Source organism: Bradyrhizobium acaciae (genome assembly GCF_020889785.1).
Lineage (GTDB): Bacteria > Pseudomonadota > Alphaproteobacteria > Rhizobiales > Xanthobacteraceae > Bradyrhizobium > Bradyrhizobium acaciae.
Window position 1 is genome coordinate 1 of the sequence record NZ_JACMYK010000143.1, and the last position, 18,700, is coordinate 18,700.

Annotated in this window: 22 protein-coding genes; 6 read left to right on the plus strand and 16 right to left on the minus strand. The window is 65.5% G+C overall.

The window, feature by feature from the left end; genetic code table 11:
* Both H8A92_RS33470 and H8A92_RS33475 read left to right on the plus strand, forming a co-directional pair.
* Nucleotides 1-214 (plus strand): nicotinate-nucleotide--dimethylbenzimidazole phosphoribosyltransferase (locus H8A92_RS33470; protein WP_229199642.1); only part of this gene is annotated, 214 nt, incomplete at its 5' end.
* Between the two features lie 97 nt (nucleotides 215-311).
* Nucleotides 312-725 (plus strand): S49 family peptidase domain-containing protein, encoded by a 414-nt coding sequence (locus H8A92_RS33475; RefSeq protein ID WP_229199658.1) that lies wholly within the window; start codon nucleotides 312-314, stop codon nucleotides 723-725.
* A 154-nt stretch (nucleotides 726-879) separates the two neighbouring features.
* Here the strand turns inward: H8A92_RS33475 and H8A92_RS33480 are convergent, their stop codons facing one another.
* The 5 genes from H8A92_RS33480 to H8A92_RS33500 form a co-directional block, all read right to left on the minus strand.
* A complete protein-coding gene (locus H8A92_RS33480; protein ID WP_229199643.1) occupies nucleotides 880-1,290 on the minus strand; it encodes a VOC family protein in 411 nt (136 codons plus the stop codon).
* An 80-nt stretch (nucleotides 1,291-1,370) separates the two neighbouring features.
* Nucleotides 1,371-1,907, minus strand: a complete 537-nt coding sequence (locus tag H8A92_RS33485; RefSeq protein ID WP_229199644.1) for an SRPBCC family protein — start codon at nucleotides 1,905-1,907, stop codon at nucleotides 1,371-1,373.
* A gap of 32 nt (nucleotides 1,908-1,939) precedes the next feature.
* A complete protein-coding gene (locus tag H8A92_RS33490; protein ID WP_229199645.1) occupies nucleotides 1,940-2,350 on the minus strand; it encodes a DoxX family protein in 411 nt (136 codons plus the stop codon).
* Between the two features lie 403 nt (nucleotides 2,351-2,753).
* Nucleotides 2,754-4,031 carry an RNA polymerase sigma factor gene (locus tag H8A92_RS33495; RefSeq protein ID WP_229199646.1) on the minus strand — a complete coding sequence of 426 codons (1,278 nt, stop codon included), beginning with the start codon at nucleotides 4,029-4,031 and terminating at the stop codon, nucleotides 2,754-2,756.
* On the minus strand, nucleotides 4,028-4,396 hold the full coding sequence (locus tag H8A92_RS33500) for a YciI family protein (RefSeq protein ID WP_050419610.1): 369 nt from the start codon (nucleotides 4,394-4,396) through the stop codon (nucleotides 4,028-4,030). The genes H8A92_RS33495 and H8A92_RS33500 overlap by 4 nt, the downstream gene beginning before the upstream one ends.
* A 510-nt stretch (nucleotides 4,397-4,906) precedes the next feature.
* Here H8A92_RS33500 and H8A92_RS33505 point away from each other — a divergent pair.
* A complete protein-coding gene (locus H8A92_RS33505) occupies nucleotides 4,907-5,872 on the plus strand; it encodes a 2-hydroxyacid dehydrogenase (protein WP_229199647.1) in 966 nt (321 codons plus the stop codon).
* Nucleotides 5,873-6,049: 177 nt separating this feature from the next.
* Here H8A92_RS33505 and H8A92_RS33510 read toward each other — a convergent pair whose 3' ends face one another.
* From H8A92_RS33510 to H8A92_RS33525, 4 genes are all read right to left on the minus strand, one after another.
* Entirely contained in the window at nucleotides 6,050-6,541 is a 492-nt protein-coding gene (locus H8A92_RS33510; protein ID WP_229199648.1) for an SRPBCC domain-containing protein, read from the minus strand.
* Nucleotides 6,522-6,920, minus strand: a complete 399-nt coding sequence (locus tag H8A92_RS33515) for an ArsR/SmtB family transcription factor (RefSeq protein WP_229199659.1) — start codon at nucleotides 6,918-6,920, stop codon at nucleotides 6,522-6,524. The genes H8A92_RS33510 and H8A92_RS33515 overlap by 20 nt, the downstream gene beginning before the upstream one ends.
* Before the next feature lie 271 nt (nucleotides 6,921-7,191).
* Nucleotides 7,192-7,839, minus strand: coding sequence for a dihydrofolate reductase family protein (locus tag H8A92_RS33520; RefSeq protein WP_229183475.1), 648 nt, complete (start codon nucleotides 7,837-7,839; stop codon nucleotides 7,192-7,194).
* A gap of 108 nt (nucleotides 7,840-7,947) precedes the next feature.
* Nucleotides 7,948-8,607: a TetR/AcrR family transcriptional regulator gene (locus H8A92_RS33525; RefSeq protein WP_229199649.1), complete on the minus strand. Its 660-nt coding sequence runs from the start codon at nucleotides 8,605-8,607 to the stop codon at nucleotides 7,948-7,950.
* Nucleotides 8,608-8,706: 99 nt separating this feature from the next.
* Between H8A92_RS33525 and H8A92_RS33530 the strand changes: the two genes are divergently transcribed.
* Nucleotides 8,707-9,351: a glutathione binding-like protein gene (locus tag H8A92_RS33530; RefSeq protein ID WP_229199650.1), complete on the plus strand. Its 645-nt coding sequence runs from the start codon at nucleotides 8,707-8,709 to the stop codon at nucleotides 9,349-9,351.
* 190 nt (nucleotides 9,352-9,541) lie between these two features.
* On the opposite strand, the gene H8A92_RS33535 is transcribed toward H8A92_RS33530, so the two are convergent.
* From H8A92_RS33535 to H8A92_RS33565, 7 genes are all read right to left on the minus strand, one after another.
* On the minus strand, nucleotides 9,542-10,009 hold the full coding sequence (locus H8A92_RS33535; RefSeq protein ID WP_229199651.1) for a nuclear transport factor 2 family protein: 468 nt from the start codon (nucleotides 10,007-10,009) through the stop codon (nucleotides 9,542-9,544).
* 80 nt (nucleotides 10,010-10,089) lie between these two features.
* Nucleotides 10,090-10,539, minus strand: a complete 450-nt coding sequence (gene ybgC, locus H8A92_RS33540) for a tol-pal system-associated acyl-CoA thioesterase (RefSeq protein ID WP_229199652.1) — start codon at nucleotides 10,537-10,539, stop codon at nucleotides 10,090-10,092.
* Nucleotides 10,540-10,613: 74 nt separating this feature from the next.
* A complete protein-coding gene (locus H8A92_RS33545) occupies nucleotides 10,614-11,528 on the minus strand; it encodes a metallophosphoesterase (protein ID WP_229199653.1) in 915 nt (304 codons plus the stop codon).
* A 168-nt stretch (nucleotides 11,529-11,696) separates the two neighbouring features.
* The gene (ruvB, locus tag H8A92_RS33550) at nucleotides 11,697-12,746 is read right to left on the minus strand and encodes a Holliday junction branch migration DNA helicase RuvB (RefSeq protein ID WP_338026680.1); all 1,050 of its coding nucleotides are present in this window, start codon (nucleotides 12,744-12,746) and stop codon (nucleotides 11,697-11,699) included.
* Nucleotides 12,743-13,360 (minus strand): Holliday junction branch migration protein RuvA, encoded by a 618-nt coding sequence (ruvA, locus tag H8A92_RS33555; RefSeq protein ID WP_229199654.1) that lies wholly within the window; start codon nucleotides 13,358-13,360, stop codon nucleotides 12,743-12,745. Before ruvA ends, ruvB begins: the two co-directional genes overlap by 4 nt.
* A gap of 277 nt (nucleotides 13,361-13,637) precedes the next feature.
* Complete coding sequence (ruvC, locus tag H8A92_RS33560; RefSeq protein ID WP_163160679.1) at nucleotides 13,638-14,165, minus strand: crossover junction endodeoxyribonuclease RuvC; 528 nt, start codon at nucleotides 14,163-14,165, stop codon at nucleotides 13,638-13,640.
* 206 nt (nucleotides 14,166-14,371) lie between these two features.
* On the minus strand, nucleotides 14,372-15,118 hold the full coding sequence (locus tag H8A92_RS33565; protein ID WP_229199655.1) for a YebC/PmpR family DNA-binding transcriptional regulator: 747 nt from the start codon (nucleotides 15,116-15,118) through the stop codon (nucleotides 14,372-14,374).
* 215 nt (nucleotides 15,119-15,333) lie between these two features.
* Between H8A92_RS33565 and H8A92_RS33570 the strand changes: the two genes are divergently transcribed.
* Complete coding sequence (locus H8A92_RS33570) at nucleotides 15,334-17,097, plus strand: methyl-accepting chemotaxis protein (protein WP_229199656.1); 1,764 nt, start codon at nucleotides 15,334-15,336, stop codon at nucleotides 17,095-17,097.
* A 151-nt stretch (nucleotides 17,098-17,248) separates the two neighbouring features.
* Nucleotides 17,249-18,673 (plus strand): methyl-accepting chemotaxis protein, encoded by a 1,425-nt coding sequence (locus tag H8A92_RS33575; RefSeq protein ID WP_229199657.1) that lies wholly within the window; start codon nucleotides 17,249-17,251, stop codon nucleotides 18,671-18,673.
* Nucleotides 18,674-18,700 lie beyond the last annotated feature (27 nt).

Consider the following 18,700-nt stretch of genomic DNA (forward strand, 5'->3'; position numbering starts at 1 on the left):
AGGCCTCGCCCATTGCCGCGCCGGGCATGTCTCGGCCGAGCTCGGCCACCGCGAACTGCTGCGCGAACTCGCGCTCGCCCCATTGCTCGATCTCGAGATGCGGCTCGGCGAAGCCTCCGGCGCAGGGATTGCGATCCTGCTGCTGCGCGCGGCGCTCGCCTGTCACGGCGGCATGGCGACCTTTGCCGAGGCCGGCGTCTCCGGCGCAGGCTGACAAACTCTCGCCGCATGCGCTAGCGTAACTGAGCCGGAGCGACGTCAACGGAAGGAACCGCCGCATGCGGATCGGGGCGATCTGGACGATCTCGACGATGCTGGGGATGGCAGCGCTGCTTGCCGGCATCTGCGGCGCAGAAGCCGACGTCCGCATCCTCGCCAGTCCCGGCGGGCAGGTCGGTCCATTCATCGAATTGTTCGACAAGGTGCGCGAGTCCGGCGAGCGCGTGGTGATCGACGGGCCATGCCTGTCGGCCTGCACGCTGGTGCTCTCGATGGTGCCGGGCGACCGCATCTGCGTAACGCGGCGCGCCGTGCTCGGCTTCCATGCCGCGCGCTCGATCGACCGGCGCGGCCGAACCTATGCGGAGCCGGAAGCCTCCGAGGCGGTGCTGGAAGCCTACCCGGCGCCGGTGCGCGGCTGGATCGTGCGCCGCGGCGGCCTGACCTCGCGCCTGCTGCTGCTGCGCGGCCGCGAGCTCGCTGCGATCTATCCGCGGTGCAGGTGAGACAATTTACGCCGCCGTCATTGCGAGGAGCAAGGCGACGAAGCAATCCATTTCTCCGCTTGGAGAGTGATGGATTGCTTCGCTTCGCTCGCAATGACGAGGATGGAGCTGTGCGCGCGACCTCTTCAGTTGCGAGCGAACGGAGGGGCTCCGCCTACATCCCCTGCGGGCAGTTCACCATCCAGGGTATGCCGAACTGATCGACGCACATGCCGAAGCCGTTGGAGAAGAAGGTCTTGCCGAACGGCATGGTGACGGTGCCGCCGTCGGCCAGCGCCTTGAAGCGGCGTTCGGCCTCTGCGGGATCCTCGACCTGCAGCGACACATGGAAGCCCTGCGGCTTCTGGAAGTGGCCGGGCGGGGCGTCGGAGGCCATGATGACCTCGCCGTCGATCGTGAGGCGGGCGTGCATGATCTTGTCCTTCCAGCCGGGCGGCGTCTGCATCTCCGGATTGCCCTCGCCATAGGGATAGGATTCCTCGATCCGCGCACCGAGAACCTTCTGGTAGAAGTTCAGCGCGGCGCCGCAATTGCCGTCGTAGGAGAGATAGGGGTTGACCTGCATCACATGCTCCCTGGGGTAGATTCTCGTTTTGACGCGTTTTCTTCACGCGAACCGGTAACCACTTCGCTCGAAAACGCTCGCTATTTTTCAGTCAGCTTCTTCAGATTGGCGAGACCGGCCTCGAAATCCTTGCCGATCATGTGATCCAGGTTGATGAACACCTGCATCACCTTCGACATGAAGACGGCCGGACCATACATGGTCCATGTGACGCTGGTCGCATCCCCCTGCGGCAGCATTGTGAACTCGGCGGTGTTGTGGCCCTCGAACGGTTTGAAGAAGTCGAGCTTGATGACGATCTTCGACGGCGCGGCGGACTGCAGGATCTCCATGCGGCCGGACCCGACATTCTTGTTGCCGTCCCAGGCATAGGCCGCGCCCTGCCCGCGCTCGGCGCCGCTATAGACGCGCTTCATGTCGGCATCCCGGTTTTCATAAGGCGACCAGACCGTCCACTTACGGAAATCGTTGATCAGCGGAAAGACCCGATCGGCCGGCGCATTGATGCTGACCGCACGCGTGACCCGAAGCGTGCCCGGCTTGGTCGCCGCGATGACGAGGATGACGGCGATCGCGACGGCGAGGACAATCGCGATGATGGCAATGGTCTCGAACATAACTGTCTCCACAGGGTGAATTGAGCAATAGCTTAACGACGGAACGGCAGCAGCGCACGCAGATTGCCGTCGCGCAGATAGAGCCCGCCCCACACCATCAGGCCGAGATAGACCCCGAACAGCGTGTGGGTGAACAGCGGGCTGCCGATCCGTACATGGGATGCGATCGCGCCGCCGAGATAGCCGGTGAGCAGGATGGCGCCGAGGATCGAGGTCGGCGGCACCGAGTACAACAGCGTGCAGACGATGGTGATGATACCGAGGCTGCGCGCCAGGGTATCGCTCGCGCCCCAGCCCATCTTGTCCATGGTCTCGGTGACGATCGGCAACGGCACCAGCTTGATGGCGCCATCGAACAGCAGGAAAAGAACAACCACGCCGCTCATGACGCGGCCGGTGATGCGGGCGGGCTTTGAGACTTCGGTCTCGACGATCGTCGACATGACGGGCTCCGTAACGCTTGGTGATGCTCTCTGCCTTCATGACGAACGGCGGGGCGCGGGGCCGACACTGCACGGGAAGAATTTTTCGGAAGCGCAACCGTGGTTGCGGGAGCGATGCACAAATTGATCAGCTCGCCCGGGGCTTACCCCTCTCCCCACCCTCCCCCGCGAGGGGGGAGGGAGCCTGACCGTTGTGCTCACCTCACGTGATTGTTGGCGATAGTCGACGAAGGGAATTTGCACGCCGCTCACGTGATCCGTTGCACGCAATCTCTGCGTTCGTGTGAGGGAAGCACCGGCGGAAGGGTTCCCTCCCCCCTTGCGGGGGAGGGTCAGGGAGAGGGGTACCGCGCGGGAAGCTTCTCAACTTGCACTCGGACGAGTGCGCAACCAGGCGAGCCGACTACTTCGCCTTCGCATTGCGCGGCTGGCTGTCGCGCATCAGGCGGTCGATATGCATGCGGATGTGGGCGGCCTCAGCCGTGGTGTTGGCGAGCGCGATGGCGCGGTCGAAGGCGATTCGGGCCTCCTCGTTGCGGCCGAGCTGCATCAGGAAGGCGCCGCGCACGCCGAAATAATGGAAGTAATTGGCAAGCCGCGGCGCGAGCGGCTCGATCATCTCGAGCGCAGCTTCCGGTCCCTTCACCTTGGAGACCGCAACAGCGCGATTGAGCGTGATCACCGGCGACGGCTGCATGACCTCGAGCGCGCCGTAGAGCAGGTCGATCTGCGTCCAGTCGGTATCCTCGGGCTTTTCCGCACGGGCGTGAAGGGCGGCGATTGCCGCCTGCACCTGATAGGGCCCGCTGCGGCGGTGACGCATCGCCTTGTCGATCAGCGCGGCGCCCTCGGCGATCAGCTTCTGGTTCCACAGGCTGCGGTCCTGGTCGTCGAGCAGGATCACCTGGCCATCGGCATCGAAGCGCGCTTCGGCGCGGGCGTGCTGCAGCAACAGCAGCGCGGTGAGCCCCATGATCTCAGGCTCGCTCTGGAACAGCCGCAGCAGCAGGCGGGCGAGCCTGATCGCCTCCTCGCACAGCGGCGAGCGGATTTCGGCGGTGTCGCCGCTCGCCGAATAGCCCTCGTTGAAGATCAGATAGATCATCGCCGCGACCGAGGCGAGCCGCTCGCTGCGCTCCACCGCGCCCGGCGTCTCGAACGGCACGTTGGCGTCGGCGACGCGCGCCTTGGCCCGCGTGATGCGCTGCTCCATCGCGGCTTCAGAGACCAGGAAGGCGCGCGCGATCTGCTTCACCGTCAGGCCGGAGACGATGCGAAGCGCGAGCGCGATCTGCTGGGTCGCCGGCAGATCCTTGTGACAGCAGATGAACAGCAGCCGCAGGATGTCGTCGCGGTAGTGCGAGCCGTCGAGCCGCTCGGCAAGCTCGTCCTCGGCGTCGTCGAGGTCGGAGATCGCCTGGTCGTCGTCGGGCAGCGGTTGCTGTTTCTTGTTGCGGCGGACCTCATCGATCGCGACGTTGCGGCCGACCATGATCAGCCACGCCGCGGGATCGCGCGGCGGGCCGTTCTGCGGCCAGCTCTTGAGCGCCCGCAAGCAGGCGTTCTGGAAGGCTTCCTCGGCGGTGTCGAGATTGCGGAAGTAGCGCAGCAACGCGCCAACCGCCTGGGGACGCGCCGATGTCAGCGTGGCATCGATCCAGGCGGTGTCGGTCACGCTCACGTCTTTGCGCTCCCCGGAGTGAAGTAGCCGACCGGGCGAATCTCATAGGTGCCGCCGGGATTGGCCTCGCCGAGGTCGCGCGCGATGTCGAGCACCTCGTCGAGGTTCTTGCCCTCGACCAGATAGAAACCAAGCAGCTGCTCCTTGGTCTCGGCAAACGGGCCGTCCAGCACCAGCGGCGGGTTTTCCTTGCGCAGCGTGGTCGCAGCCGTGGTCGGCAGCAGCCGGGCCACCGGACCGAGCTTGCCCTGCTTGGCGAGCTTGTCCTGCACGACGGACAGTTTCTGCATGACCGAGGCGTCGTGTTCCTTGCTCCAGGAACCGACCATGTCTTCGTCATGATAGCAGAGGATGGCGTACAGCATCGAAAAGGCATCTCCGTTCATTGCAAGAACGAACGATTATGCCCGCTGCCGACAGTGCGAGCGAAAGAAATTTAGGTTCCTGATGCCCGCACTGGATTTCGATCGAAGCCTCGTGGCGAGCCTCGACAGACCGGACGCTGGACCGCGGGCGCTGGCGCATGTCCAGCACCGCGACGATCCTCGTGTGGCGATCCGGCGCGCCTTTGGTCGCATCGCTCTTCCGTTGACGAATATGGCTCTTCGTCACCAGGCGAGATGCGTGCTGCCTTCAGGGCTCCGGAAGCCGCAGGCCGAGCGAGAGCAACGGCCGGTTGTGCCTGAGCGGACGTGTCGGCATTTGCGAGCACGAGGCTGCGGCGATCGCCTGCGCAAGATGTGACAACGGCGACGATGAAAGCTGAGGCCCGGATCAGTTTGTGCATGGAAGTTCTCCCCTGTTGATGGCAGGAGGCTCGGGACGGGCATGACCCGTTATGTGACACTCGTCACATTGACTTCGGAGGTATCTGGATGGGCAAGGGCGCACTCGCGCTACTGATCAACGGCGGCTCGGAAAACTGGTCGTCGACGCGCTGGAAGGCGCGGTTCGACGCGGTCTGCCCCGACCGCTCTGTGGTGCTGCTTCCGGACGGCGCGCTCGACCCCGCCGAGGTGCACTATGCCGCGGTGTGGAAGCCGAAGCCGGGCGAGCTCGCGGCGTTCAAGAACCTGCGCGTCATTTTCAATCTCGGAGCCGGGGTCGATGCGCTGATGGCCGACCGCTCGCTGCCCGACGTGCCGCTGGTGCGGGTTTCGGTCGGCGACCTCACCGACCGCATGACCGAATATGTCGTGCTGCATGTCCTGATGCATCATCGCCAGGAGCTTTATCTGCGGGAGTCGCAGCGGGCAAAACGCTGGGCGCCGGACTACCAATGGGCGGCAAGTGCGATCACCGTCGGCGTGATGGGGCTCGGCACCCTCGGCGCGGCCTCGGCGCATGCGCTCCGCGCGCTCGGCTTCCGGGTCGTCGGCTGGAGCCGCAGCGAGAAGCGGATCGACGGCATCGCCTGCTATCACGGCACCAACGGGCTCGATGCATTCCTGCGCGCAACCAACATCCTGGTCTGCCTGCTGCCGCTGACGCCGGATACGCGGCATGTGCTCAACCGCGATGCGTTCGCCAAGCTGAACCGCAACAGCCCGCTCGGCGCGCCCGTCATCATCAATGCCGGCCGCGGCGGCTTGCAGGACGAAGCGGACATTTTGCGCGCGCTCGACGACGGCACGCTGGGCGCCGCCTCGCTCGACGTCTTCGAGACCGAGCCGCTGCCCGAGGCGAGCCCGTTCTGGAGCCACCCGAAAGTGGTGCTGACCCCACACAACGCCGCCGACACCGACGCCGACGAGATCTCGAAATACGTCGCGCAGCAGATCGCGCGCTTCGAGGCGGGCGGCGCGCTGGAAAACATGGTCGATCGCAAGCGGGGGTATTGAGTCGGTGTCGTCCCTGCGAAAGCAGGGACCCATAATCACAGATGCCAATTGATGAGCGATGCTGGAACGACGAGTGCATTTCACTGCGCCGGCCGCGGGGTATGGGTCCCTGCTTTCGCAGGGACGACGAGGTTGATGGGGCAGCGCTTCACCGACGAAGCGCTGTCCTGCCGCTTCTCACCCCATTCCGGCAACGACCTCAGCGAGCCGGTCGTAGGCCGGCTCGACGCCCTTCTCGATGCCGGAATTGAGATGACCGTCGCGCGCCTCCTTGGTGGGGTGGCGGATCGTGGTCGTCAGCGTGGTGGTGCCGCCGGCCTCGACGAACGTCGACGTCACCAGATATTCGTCGCTGGTGAAACCCGGCATCGAGAAGGTTTCGCCGAATGCCAACCGCTCCGGGCGCACCACTTCGCGATAGGTGCCGGTGAGTTCATGCTCGATGCCCTCGGACGAGCGGAATACGAAGCGATAGCGGCCGCCGACGCGCAGGTCGACCTCGCAGACCGGCATCGCCATCGCGTCGCAGCCAAGCCAGCGAACCAGAAATTCCGGCTTGGTCATCGCGTCGAACACGAAGCGCCGCGGCGCGTCGAACTGGCGCGTCATGGCGAATTCGAAATCCGACGGGGTCGTGATCTTCAGCGTCTTATCCACGCGTGCGTCCACGTTGCTTCTCCTTCTTTACTCTGACTTTACGGTTGCTGCGCGGCGGGGCCTTTGCAGCCTCCTCCGCCTTCATCTCCTCGAGCAGGCCGTCGAGGCGGTTGAAGCTCTCGTCCCAGAAGCGGCGGAAATTCCCGAGCCAGCCGTCGGCCTGCTTGAACGAGGCGGGCGCGATGCGGCACGGCCGCCACTGCGCCTCGCGCCCGCGCGAGATCAGGCCTGCATGCTCCAAAACCTTCAGGTGCTTGGAGATCGCCGGCAGGCTCATGTCGAACGGCTTCGCCAGCTCCATCACCGAGGTCTCGCCGAGCGCAAGCCGCGCCAGGATCGCGCGCCGGGTCGGATCGGCCAGCGCCGCGAAGGTCGAACTGAGGGGGTCCAGCGGCATGTACTTAGCTCATCGGTTAAATAACCTTTGGGTTAAGTACGCCGGAACGACGCCCGCGTCAACGACCGATTTTGGCAACTGACGCAGACGACGGCAGTACTCTCCCTCTCACCGTTCTTACGGGGAGCGGGTTGGGGTGAGAGGCTGTCTCCGCGTATTCGGAGACAGCTGCATTTGCGGAGACTCCTCCTCACCCGGAATGCATCTCCCGATGCATTCCGACCTCTCCCCGCAAGCGGGGCGAGGTGAAGCGGAATCTGTCGCTCTACGATTTGCGCGCGAAGGTGACGTGCGTGGCGTTCGGGCTCGCGACCTGTGAAACGACGGCGTAGCCGAGCGCGGGCAGATCGATGCCGGCGAACAGATTCTCGCCGGCGCCGAGCAGCACCGGCGACAGCGCCAGTTGCACCTCGTCGAGCAGCCGCGCCTCGAGGAATTGGCGCACCAGCGACACGCCGCCGCCGACCCGGATGTCCTTGTCTCCGGCAACAGCGCGCGCTCGCTCGAGCGCGGCGTGAATGCCGTCGGTCACGAAATGAAACGTGGTGCCGCCTTCCATCACCAGGTCGGGCCGGGCGTGATGGGTCAGCACATAGGTCGGCGTGTGATAGGGCGGATTGGGGCCCCACCAGCCTTTCCAGGCATCATCGGGCCAGGGCCCGCGGATCGGGCCGAACATGTTGCGCCCGAGGATCCAGGCGCCGATATTTTCCATCGATTTGCGCGCGATCTCGTCGTCGAGCCCGGTGCTGCCGCCATCCTGGCCGAAGGTCTGGCGGAACGTCCGCGTCTGGAGGAACCAGCCGGGCAGCACCATGCCGCCTTCGCCGAATGGATTTTCGAGGCTCTGACGCGGCGCCGCGCCAAATCCGTCGATCGAGACCGAGAATGCTGAAGTCCTGACTTTTCCCATGAGATTTCGCTTCCGTGAGGGGGGAGACCTTACGGAAGACGGGCGAGAAAACCAGCGCCCGACATTTGATCGGCAAGAAATTTGTGATCAGCAAAAAATTTGCCGCTTCTATTTGGCCCGGCACATCACGTCGACGGCGCCCTTCACGATCGCCTCGAGTTCCCCGCGCGGCACACGTGCTCGGGCGCGGATGGCGATGGTGTGGATGGTGGCCGACGCAAGATGCGCCAGCGACGCCGGATCGGCGCCGTCAGGCAACTCGCCGCGCTCCTTGGCATGGCGGAAGCAGATGCCGAACGCCTTGTCGAGCTCGGTCAGGCCCTCCAGCACCATGGCGCGGATATCCGGATCCGACACCGCCTCGGACGCAGCCGTCATCACGGTGAAGCAGCCGCGCGGGCCGGACTCGCCGGACAGATAGATGTCGAGCGCGATCCGATAGATGCGCTCCAGCCGCTCGCGCAGCGGCGCATCGGCGCGGAAGATGTCGACCATCGCGGCGCGCGCGTCGTCGCGATAGCGCTGGTAGCTCTTGATGTAGAGCTCGCGCTTGTCGCCGAACGCACCATAGAGGCTCGGCCGATTCATGCCGGTCGCGGCACTGAGATCATCGAGCGAAGTCGCGGCAAAGCCGTCGCGCCGGAATAGATCGAGAGCCTTGCCGAGCGCCACTTCAGGCTCGTAGGCGCGCGGCCGCCCGCGGCGCTTCGGTGCGACCGGCGCCTCGATTTTGGCAGCAGATGGCGGCTTCTTAGTTTTTTGTACCATTTCGCATTAAATTCCTTGACCAGACAAATATTATCCATGACAGTACAAAAATCAATAACGGCCGGCACGCCGCGCCAGACACCGCCAAGGAGGCACCCCATGGACCTTTATTTCTCGCCCCTCGCCTGCTCGATGGCGACCCGCGTCGCGCTCTATGAAGCGGGCCAGCCGGCCAATTATCTCGAGGTCGATCCGAAGACCAAGCAGGTGCGCAACGACGGCTCCGACTTCAACAAGGTCAATCCGCTCGGCCTGGTGCCGACGCTGCGCACCGACGACGGCGTGGTGCTGACCGAAAACGCCGCGATCCTGCAATACGTCGCCGACCAATTCCCGCGGGCCGGCCTCGGCACCGCGTCGAACGCCGAGCGTTCAAAGCTGCATCAATGGCTGTGCTTCATCGGCACCGAGCTGCACAAGGGCCTGTTCCTGCCGCTGCTCGACAGGAAGGCACCGCCGGAGGCCAAGGCCTATGCGCTGGAGAAATACGTCTCGCGGCTCGATTATGTCGAGGACCATCTGAAGGGCCGCGACTATCTGCTCGATCATTTCAGCGTCGCCGACGCCTATCTCGTCACCGTCATCAACTGGACCATGGCAACGCCGCCGATCGAGCTCGCGAAATGGCCGGCGCTGAAGGCCTATTACGAACGCCTGCGCGCCCGGCCATCGGTTGCGAAGGCGGTCGCCGAGGAGTTCGAGCTCTACAAGGCCGAGATCGCACGGCACAAGGCGGCCGCGTAAATTGATGCACAAGGTGTGGCGGCCCCCGAACGGGGCCGTTCACCCTTCGAGGCTCGCTGCGCTCGCACCTCAGGATGACGGGGCGGAGTTGCGCGAGCGGCTTGAAGGAAGCCGCGGGCTCACCCCTATCACCGTCGTGCTGAGGAGCGTGGAACGCGCGTCTCGAAGCACGACGGCCCAGCTCTCACTGTCAGAACGGCTCCTGCCCCAACCCCGGCACATCGGCCGGACGCGGGCCCGGCGCGGGCCAATGGAAGCGGCGGTCCTTCTCTGCAATCGCGATGTCGTTGATCGAGGCTTCGCGGCGGCGCATCAGGCCGTGCTCGTCGAACTCCCACTGCTCGTTGCCGTAGGAGCGAAACCAGTTACCGGCCGCATCGTGCCATTCGTACTGGAAGCGCACCGCGATGCGGTTCTCGTCGAACGCCCAGAGATCCTTGATCAGGCGATACTCGAGCTCCTTTTCCCATTTGCGGGTCAGGAAGGCCACGATCGCCTCGCGGCCTTGAAACACCTCGGCGCGATTGCGCCAGCGGCTGTCCTCGGTATAGGCGCCGGCAACCCGAACGGGGTCGCGCGAATTCCAGGCATCCTCGGCCATGCGCGCCTTCTGCGCGGCGGTCTCGCGGGTGAAGGGCGGCAGCGGCGGACGTGACATCGGCGATCCCTCGTTGTTGGCGGCGCAAATCTATCGCCGTACTGCGCAGAGTCGATGGGGCGTTTCCTATCAGCCTATAGCTAGACCATATCGGCCTTCATCAGCGCGCGGATGGACTTCGGAATCGGCTGCGCACGGCCGCCGCTGACGAAGGCAACGCGCACCTGCGCCTTCACAAGCACGTCATCGCCGCGCCTGACCTCCTGCGCGAGCATGATGGAAGCCCCCTTCACCGCGATCGGCCAGGTCACGACGTCGAGCATGTCGTCCATCCGCGCAGGCTTGAGGAAATCGAGCGTCATCGAGCGCACGACAAAGGCGAAGCCGCCGGTCTCCTCCTGCGCCTCCTCGAACAGCGCGTTCTGTTCGGCGCCCATCAGACGGAGATGATTGGTGCGTCCACGCTCCATGAACCGCAGATAGTTGGCGTGGTAGACGATGCCGGAAAAGTCGGTGTCCTCGTAATAGACGCGGACCTGCATATGGTGGCGGCCATCGCGGATCGCGCCGTCGATATGGGGTAAGGTCAATTGCGGCCCCTCGATTGCCTTCGGAACGGGAACGACAATCGTGTTGCGCAAATTGCTCGATCACGCAAGCGCGGTCAGGACACCACCGGCCCTTTTGCGCCGAGCGTGACCTGCACGATCTCGGGCGGCACGCCGAGGCGGAACGGCATGATGCTGCAGCCGAGGCCGCCGGAGACGACGACGTCGCATTTCAGCTTGATATGGCCATAGGCGAGCCGCATGCCGTGCTTGACCGGCACCGCCGGCGACCAGCCGAGCAGCCGGATCTGGCCGCCATGGGTGTGGCCGGAGAGTTGCAGCGCGACGCGCGAGGGCACGCGGAGCGCAACATCGGGCTCATGTGCGAGCAGGATCACCGGCGCGTCGTCGGTGACCTTTGCGAGAGTCCCGTTGAGATCGTCGACGCCGATGCGCCTGATCTCGCGATAGCGCCGCGCCGCCATGAAGGCGAGCTGGTCGCCGAGACCGGCCAGCCAGAACGGACGGCCGTCCTTGACGAGCCGCACCGCGTCGTTCTCGTAGACCGGGATGCCGGCCCGCTCCAGCGCGCGGCGTGCAACCGGCATGCCCTGCCCCTGACGTTGCACCGTCTTGTCGTCCCAATAATCGTGATTGCCGAGCACCGCATGCACGCCGAGCGGCGCCTTCAGGGCCCTCAGCACCGCAGCCCATTCTGCTGCCGGAATGAAGCGGGTGACGTGGCGCAGCCCGGCGACATAATCACCGAGCAGCACGATGATGTCGGCATTCAGCGCATTGGTCCGCTCGACGATCTCTGCGATGCGATCGAGCGACATCCAGGGATCGCAGGCGTGAATGTCGGCGATCGCGGCGATCTTGAGCGGAAAGTCCGCCGGCCATTGTCGCGGCGACAGATCGTAGCGCGTCAGCGTGAGGCGGACGACCGGCTCGCCCAGGCCATAGGCCGCGGTCGAGGCCGTGGCGGTCAATCCGCCGGCGGTGCGCAGAAAATTTCGGCGTGAAATCATGGACGTTTGATCGGTGATGCCTGAGCGATCATAGGCCGTTTATTGAAGCGAAATTGGGCCGTGTTTGTGCAGGCGGCCAGCAGACGCTTCGCAATGGTTAGCGCGCACGGTTACCGGCAGCGGAATGCGCTGCACCAACACGTCTGTTCACGTCTTCGAGAGCGAGGCTCAGTCCTCGTCGCCATTACCGCTGAACAGGCCGAACTGCGAGGGATCGCGGTTCGGCTCGGCGAGGCCGAGATGGCGGAAGGCGTGCGAGGTCAGCAGCCGGCCGCGCGGGGTGCGCTGCAAATAGCCGCACTGGATCAGATAGGGCTCGATGATGTCCTCGATCGCATCGCGCGGCTCCGACAGCGCCGCCGCCATGGTCTCGACGCCGACCGGCCCACCGCCGTAGTTCAACGCGATGGTGGTGAGATAGCGCCGGTCCATCGCATCGAGCCCGGCGCTGTCGACCTCGAGCGCGCTCAGCGCACGGTCGGCGATGCCGCGATCGACGGAATCGGCGTCCGCGGCTGAGGCAAAGTCGCGCACCCGGCGCAGCAGGCGGCCGGCAATGCGCGGTGTGCCGCGGGCGCGGCGCGCGATCTCGTTGGCGCCATCAGCGCTCATGCCGATGTTGAGCACGCGGGCGCCGCGGGTGACGATCTTCTCCAGCTCCTCGACCGTGTAGAAATTGAGCCGGATCGGAATGCCGAAGCGGTCGCGCAAGGGATTGGTGAGCAGCCCTGCGCGCGTCGTCGCGCCGACGAGGGTGAATTTCGACAGCTCGATCTTCACCGAGCGCGCCGCCGGACCTTCGCCGATGATCAAATCGAGCTGGAAATCCTCCATCGCGGGATAGAGCACCTCTTCCACCGCCGGGCTGAGGCGATGGATCTCGTCGATGAACAACACGTCGCGCTCTTCGAGATTGGTCAGCAGCGCCGCGAGATCGCCGGCCTTGGCAATCACGGGGCCGGAGGTGGCACGAAAGCCGACGCCGAGCTCGCGCGCCACGATCTGCGCCAGCGTGGTCTTGCCAAGACCGGGAGGACCGACGAACAGCACGTGATCGAGCGCCTCGCCGCGCTTCTTCGCCGCCTCGATGAAGATCGAGAGATTCTTGCGCGCCTGCGCTTGGCCGACGAACTCGGTCAGTGACTGCGGACGTAGCGCGGTATCGCCGACATCGTCGGAGCGGCGTTCGGGCGTCACCATACGGGGCGGCGTGTTCACTTCGACAGTTCCTTAAGCCCCAGCCGGATCAGCTGCGCGGTCTCGGCCTTCTCACCGGCACTGCGCGAGGCGGCGGCGATGGCGGCGGCAGCCTGCGGCTGGCCGTAGCCGAGGTTGACCAGCGCGGAGATCGCGTCCGTCACCGGGCGCGGCGCGCGGTTGTTATCGATCGCGCCCGAGAGCTGCACGACCGCCGGATCGACATCGGCAAAGCCCGGCGCCTTGTCCTTCAATTCGCTGACGATGCGCTCGGCGACCTTCGGCCCAACTCCCGGGGTCCGTGCCACCGCCGCCTTGTCGCGCAGCGCGACGGCATTGGCGAGGTCGGTCGGCGGCAGCGTGCCGAGCACCGCGAGCGCGACCTTGGCGCCGACGCCCTGCACGGTTTGCAGCAGGCGAAACCATTCGCGCTCATGATCTGAGCGGAAGCCGAACAGCTTGATCGCGTCCTCGCGGACATAGGTCTCGATCGAGAGCACCGCGGCGCCGCCCGGCGACGGCAGCGCCTGCAACGTGCGGCTCGCGCAATGCACCTGATAGCCGACGCCGCCGACGTCGAGGATCACGTAGTCCTCGCCGTAGGAATCGATCAGGCCCTTCAGCTTGCCGATCATCGTGTGACCCCGCGCTCGGTGCTCACGAGTCCTTCGGTACGGGACGCACCGGCGGAAGGGTTCCCTCCCCCCTTGCGGGGGAGGGTTAGGGAGAGGGGTACCACACGACGCGCTCTCGCAATCTCCACTTCGACGACGAGCGACTGGTCTTGCGAGAGCGATGTCCTCATCGATCGTCTCGCCCGCGGATCACCCCTCTCCCCAACCCTCCCCCGCAAGGGGGGAGGGAGCCCGACGAGCGTGCTCTCCTCACGTCGTGCTGAGCAGAAATAGCCCCTCATAGGCTTGCCACCCTGAGCCGCAGCGCGGCGCTCTGGCGGTGATGCGCATGGGTGATCGCGACCGCGAGCGCGTCCGCGGCATCGGCGGACGGCGGCTCGGCCTTCGGCAGCAGGATCTTCAGCATCACCTGGATCTGGTTCTTCTCGGCATGACCGGCGCCGACCACAGTCTTCTTGACCTGGTTCGGCGCGTATTCGGCGACCGAGATACCGAACATTGCGGGCGCCAGCATGGCGACGCCGCGCGCCTGGCCGAGCTTCAGCGTGGCGACGCCGTCCTTGTTGACGAAGGTCTGCTCGACCGCCGCCTCCGCCGGCCTGTAGTCGCCGAGCACGGCGGCCAGCCCCTCATGGATTGCGAGCAGCCGGCTCGCCAGCGGCAGATCGTCGGGCGGCTCGACCGAACCGCAGCCGATATAGACCAGACGGTTGCCTTCGGTCTCGATCACGCCCCAGCCGGTGCGGCGGAGACCCGGATCGATACCGATGATACGGACGGGAGAGCGAATCGGCTGGGATGTCATGGGGTAGTGATACCGCCTGCGCCGGGAGAACGAAACACAAACGGAAGTTCGTCCCCTGCTCCGCTGATCATCGCACCGTGCTGGTCATCCAGCCCTACTCGTCATCCCCCGCGAAAGCGGGGGATCCAGTACGCCGCGGCTTCTCCAATTTAACGCCGGCCTCTGGAATACTGGATCGGCCGGGCGATGACAGCGGAGCAAATGGATCAGCCGCCGATCTTGGCGATCAGCGCGTCGGACACCTCGAAATTGGCGAACACGTTCTGGACGTCGTCGTGCTCGTTGAGCAGGTCCATCAGCTTCAACAGCTTTTCGCCGGTCTCGTCGTCGACCAAGACCGTGTTCTGCGGCTTCCAGGTCAGTGCCGCCTTGCGCGGCTCGCCGAACTTCGCTTCCAGCGCTTTTGCGACCTCGCGGAAGGTGTCCTGCGAGGCGTAGACCTCGTGGCCGCCCTCGCTCGAGACGACGTCGTCGGCGCCGGCCTCGATCGCGGCATCCAGCATCGCGTCGTCGGAGGCGACCTTGGCGTCGTATTCGATGATGCCGGTGTGGTCGAACATGAAGGCGACCGAGCCGGTTTCGCCGAGATTGCCGCCTGATTTCGTGAAGAAGGAACGGATGTCGGAGGCGGCGCGGTTGCGATTGTCGGTCAGCGCTTCGACGATCACGGCGACGCCACCGGGACCGTAGCCCTCATAGCGGATCTCGTCATAGTTCTCGCCATCGCTGCCCGAGGCCTTCTTGATGGCGCGCTCGATATTGTCCTTGGGCATGTTCTCGACACGCGCCGCGACCACGGCTGCGCGCAGCCGCGCGTTCATCGCAGGATCCGGGGTGCCGAGCTTGGCCGCCACGGTGATTTCGCGGGCCAGCTTGCCGAAAAGCTTCGACTTCTGGGCATCCTGCCGGCCCTTGCGGTGCATGATGTTCTTGAATTGGGAATGGCCGGCCATGCGACGTCTCTTCGGAGCTTAGGGTCTGAACACGGGTGGAAAACGCGGCCTTATAGGCCCCTGGCGGCCAAAATCAAAGGTCGGCAGCGACCGTCCGGCAGAGCAATACTACCGCAAGCCGGAATATGAGGCACTTGTTAACCATGACTTCATGCCCGGATGCGAGGATCGCCCCGGTCCCGCCGTAACTCTCCAAGAACCCCCAAAGAGCTCCCATGGCGTTCGGTTTGTTTCGAAAGCAAGTGCCGGAGCAGGCTGCGCCTGCGGTCGCGCCGCAGGTTCCGACCGCGGCTGCGCCCGAAGTCGCAACCGAGACTGATTCGACCAATGATTCGTCCAGGGAGATCCTGGAACTGCTGGAACTCGAGCTCGGCGCGATGATCCGCCAGCTCGAGCGCGCCGCGGGCTCGGTCGCCGACGGCGCCGAAGCGACGGCAGCCAAGCTCGCGACCATCCGCGCCCGCACCGACGCCCTCACCGGACGCAGCAGCGATGCACAAAGCACCGCAACGACGTTCTCCGAGGCCGCCGACCGCTTCACCCATTCCGCCGAAGGCATCGGGGCGCAGGTGCGAAGCGCGAGCCAGCTCGCCGACGACGCCGCCGCCGCGGCGCGCGAGGCCACCGCCAACGTCGATCGCTTGCGGGAATCCTCGGCCGCGATCGGCAATGTCGTCAATCTGATCGCGCAGATCGCTCGGCAGACCACGCTCCTGGCGCTCAACTCGACCATCGAAGCGGCGCGCGCCGGCGCCGCCGGCAAGGGCTTTGCGGTGGTCGCAACCGAGGTCAAGGCGCTTGCGGTGCAGACCCAGAGCGCGACCGAAGAGATCACGCGGAAGATCGAGGCGTTGCAGAAGGACGCCACCGGATCGGCGGACGCCGTGCACCGCATCTCGGAGGCGATCGAAAAAATCCGCCCGGTATTCGACAACGTCAACGGCGCGGTCGCCGAGCAGAACCAGATCACCGGCGAGATGGGCCAGAATGCGGCCTCCGCCTCCCACTTCATCGCCTCGGTCGGCACCAGCGCCGGCGAGATCGACTCGGCAACTCAGGAAGCCGCCGCGCATGGCGACAATGTCGCCAAGGCCGGCAAGGCGGTGACCGCCTTCGCCCAGAAGCTGAAGGCGCGCTGCGCGGTGCTGCTGCGCCAGGACGAGCGCGGCGATCCGCGCAAGAACGAGCGGCTGCCCTGCAGCCTCACCATCGAGGTCACGACTGCGCGGGGCGTCGTCACCGCGCCGGTCTACGAGATCGCGATGGACGGCATCCTGATCGGCGGGCCTGACGCCGGGAAGTTATCGGCCCACGAGACCCTGAGCGCGACCCTGCAGGACGTCGGCGCGTGCCGGATCAGGATCGCCGACCGCGCCAAGGCAGGTAGCCGGGCGCGGTTCGAGGCGGCGACATCAGAGCTGCGTGAGAAGATCGAAGACCGGATGTGGGCGATCCACGAGGAAAACGCCGAACTGGTCACCCGCGCCATGGAAGCCGGCAGCGCGCTGAGCAAAATCTTCGAGAACGGGCTCGACAGCGGCGCGATCGCGATCGCCGACATGTTCGACACCGACTATGTCGAGATCGCAGGCACCAACCCGGTGCAGTACCGCACCAGGATGCTGGACTGGGCGGATCGTTCGCTGCCCGCGCTGCTCGAGGCGTTCCTCGCCAGGGACAAGCGCCTGGCGTTCTGCGCAACCGTCGACCGCAACGGCTACCTGCCGGTCCACAACAAGATCTACTCACAGCCGCAGCGGCCGGGCGATGTCGCCTACAACACCGCCAATTGCCGCAATCGCCGCATCTTCAACGATGCCGCAGGCCTTGCCGCCGCGCAAAACCAGCGCGCCTATCTGGAGCAGAGCTATGCGCGCGACATGGGCAACGGCACCACCGTGATGATGCGCGAGATCGACGTCCCGATTCGCGTCCGTGGCCGGCACTGGGGCGCCTTCCGCACCGCCTACAAGCTTTGATCGGAATTCTCGTAGCCCGGATCGAGCGAAGCGTAATCCGGGACACGCAGTGCACGCTCAGGCAAGACCGGCGACGCGAATCACGCTCTAGATCGGAATGGGGAATGCTGCGGCGGCTCGACAGGCCGCTGTGACGGGAGGACGTGCTGACATGTCGGCTGCGCAGCTTGCAGTGCTGGATATCTCATCGGACCGGACGCTGGCCGAACGGCTGGTCGACCAGCTTGCCGACCGCATCGGCGGCCTCGGGGTCGAGCTTGCCGACATCGCCGGCAACGTCCAGGAGGTCGCGAACCGCGTCAGCAGCCAGTCGGAGCGGTTCCATCATCTGCAGGAGACCGCCGAGATCATGGTCTCGGCCAATCACGACATCGCCAATGCCTCGCAGGCGGTGCAGGCGACTGCATCCGCCGCGGCCGGCCAGATCGCGGAATCGCGCAACGCCGTCGAGACGGCGGTCAGCCACATCGCTGAGCTCGTCGCCGCCGTCGGGCGGATCGAGGCGCGGCTCGCCGCGGTCGGCTCCGCGCTGAGCCAGGTCGCCAAGGTCTCCGGGTCGATCGAGGCCATCGCCAAGCAGACCAATCTTTTGGCGCTCAACGCCACGATCGAGGCGGCGCGCGCCGGCAACGCCGGCCGCGGCTTTGCCGTGGTCGCGAGCGAGGTGAAGAACCTTGCGGAAGCAACGCGCCAGGCGACGCACCAGATCTCCGACACCGTGCGCGATCTCGACGGCCAGATCGGCAGCCTGATCGGCGAGAGCAGCGATGCCTCGCTGCGCGCCAAGAGCGCCGGCGAAGGCGCCCAGCAGATCTCGGGCATCATCACGCGCGTCCAGGAAGGCTTCTCATCCGTCGGCGCCGAGATCGGCAGCGTTGCGCGCGCCGCGACCTCCAATCTCGGTCATTGCGACACGGTGATCACGGAGCTGAACGAGCTTGCCAAAGGCGTCGATCTCTCCTCGCGCGACCTCAAGCACGCCGACGGCCGCGTAGCGAAGCTGCTCGAGCTTTCCGAGAGCCTGATCGTGACGATCGCCGACAGCGGCGTGGAGACCTCGGATGTGCCGCTGATCCGCGTCGTGATCGAGACCGCAAAGCGGATCTCCGAGCTGTTCGAGGGAGCCGTCGCACGCGGCGAGATCACGCTGGCGCAATTGATGGACGAGAAGTATCGCGAGATCGCAGGCACCAATCCGAAGCAGTATCTGACCGACTATGTCAGCTTCACCGACCGCGTGCTGCCCGCGATTCAGGATCCGATCCAGAAGACCGATCCGCGCATCGTGTTCTGCGTCGCCTGGGCGCGCAGCGGCTATCTGCCGACCCACAATCCGAACTACCGGCTGCCGCAGGGGCCGGACCCGGTGTGGAACAACGCCAATTGCCGCAACCGCCGTTTGTTCAACGACCGCGCGGTCAGCAAGGTCGCAGCCAATACCAAACCGTTCCTGCTGCAGACCTACCGCCGCGACATGGGCGGCGGCAATTTCGTGCTGATGAAGGACCTGTCGTCGCCGATCGTCGTGAACGGCCGCCACTGGGGCGCGTTCCGGATGGGTTTTCGGCAGGGCTAGCCGGGATGGGTTTTGGTTGAATCGGCC

Bases quoted from the DNA above. Each gene is read 5' to 3' on its own strand.
- H8A92_RS33485 (WP_229199644.1), bottom strand. From the start codon at position 1,907: ATGTTCGAGACCATTGCCATCATCGCGATTGTCCTCGCCGTCGCGATC.
- H8A92_RS33575 (WP_229199657.1), top strand. From the start codon at position 17,249: ATGTCGGCTGCGCAGCTTGCAGTGCTGGATATCTCATCGGACCGGACG.
- ruvC (WP_163160679.1), bottom strand. From the start codon at position 14,165: ATGACATCCCAGCCGATTCGCTCTCCCGTCCGTATCATCGGTATCGAT.
- H8A92_RS33525 (WP_229199649.1), bottom strand. From the start codon at position 8,607: ATGGTACAAAAAACTAAGAAGCCGCCATCTGCTGCCAAAATCGAGGCG.
- H8A92_RS33535 (WP_229199651.1), bottom strand. From the start codon at position 10,009: ATGTCACGTCCGCCGCTGCCGCCCTTCACCCGCGAGACCGCCGCGCAG.
- H8A92_RS33475 (WP_229199658.1), top strand. From the start codon at position 312: ATGCTGGGGATGGCAGCGCTGCTTGCCGGCATCTGCGGCGCAGAAGCC.
- ruvA (WP_229199654.1), bottom strand. From the start codon at position 13,360: ATGATCGGCAAGCTGAAGGGCCTGATCGATTCCTACGGCGAGGACTAC.
- H8A92_RS33545 (WP_229199653.1), bottom strand. From the start codon at position 11,528: ATGATTTCACGCCGAAATTTTCTGCGCACCGCCGGCGGATTGACCGCC.
- H8A92_RS33570 (WP_229199656.1), top strand. From the start codon at position 15,334: ATGGCGTTCGGTTTGTTTCGAAAGCAAGTGCCGGAGCAGGCTGCGCCT.
- H8A92_RS33520 (WP_229183475.1), bottom strand. From the start codon at position 7,839: ATGGGAAAAGTCAGGACTTCAGCATTCTCGGTCTCGATCGACGGATTT.
- H8A92_RS33500 (WP_050419610.1), bottom strand. From the start codon at position 4,396: ATGCTGTACGCCATCCTCTGCTATCATGACGAAGACATGGTCGGTTCC.
- H8A92_RS33530 (WP_229199650.1), top strand. From the start codon at position 8,707: ATGGACCTTTATTTCTCGCCCCTCGCCTGCTCGATGGCGACCCGCGTC.
- H8A92_RS33480 (WP_229199643.1), bottom strand. From the start codon at position 1,290: ATGCAGGTCAACCCCTATCTCTCCTACGACGGCAATTGCGGCGCCGCG.
- H8A92_RS33490 (WP_229199645.1), bottom strand. From the start codon at position 2,350: ATGTCGACGATCGTCGAGACCGAAGTCTCAAAGCCCGCCCGCATCACC.
- H8A92_RS33505 (WP_229199647.1), top strand. From the start codon at position 4,907: ATGGGCAAGGGCGCACTCGCGCTACTGATCAACGGCGGCTCGGAAAAC.
- H8A92_RS33565 (WP_229199655.1), bottom strand. From the start codon at position 15,118: ATGGCCGGCCATTCCCAATTCAAGAACATCATGCACCGCAAGGGCCGG.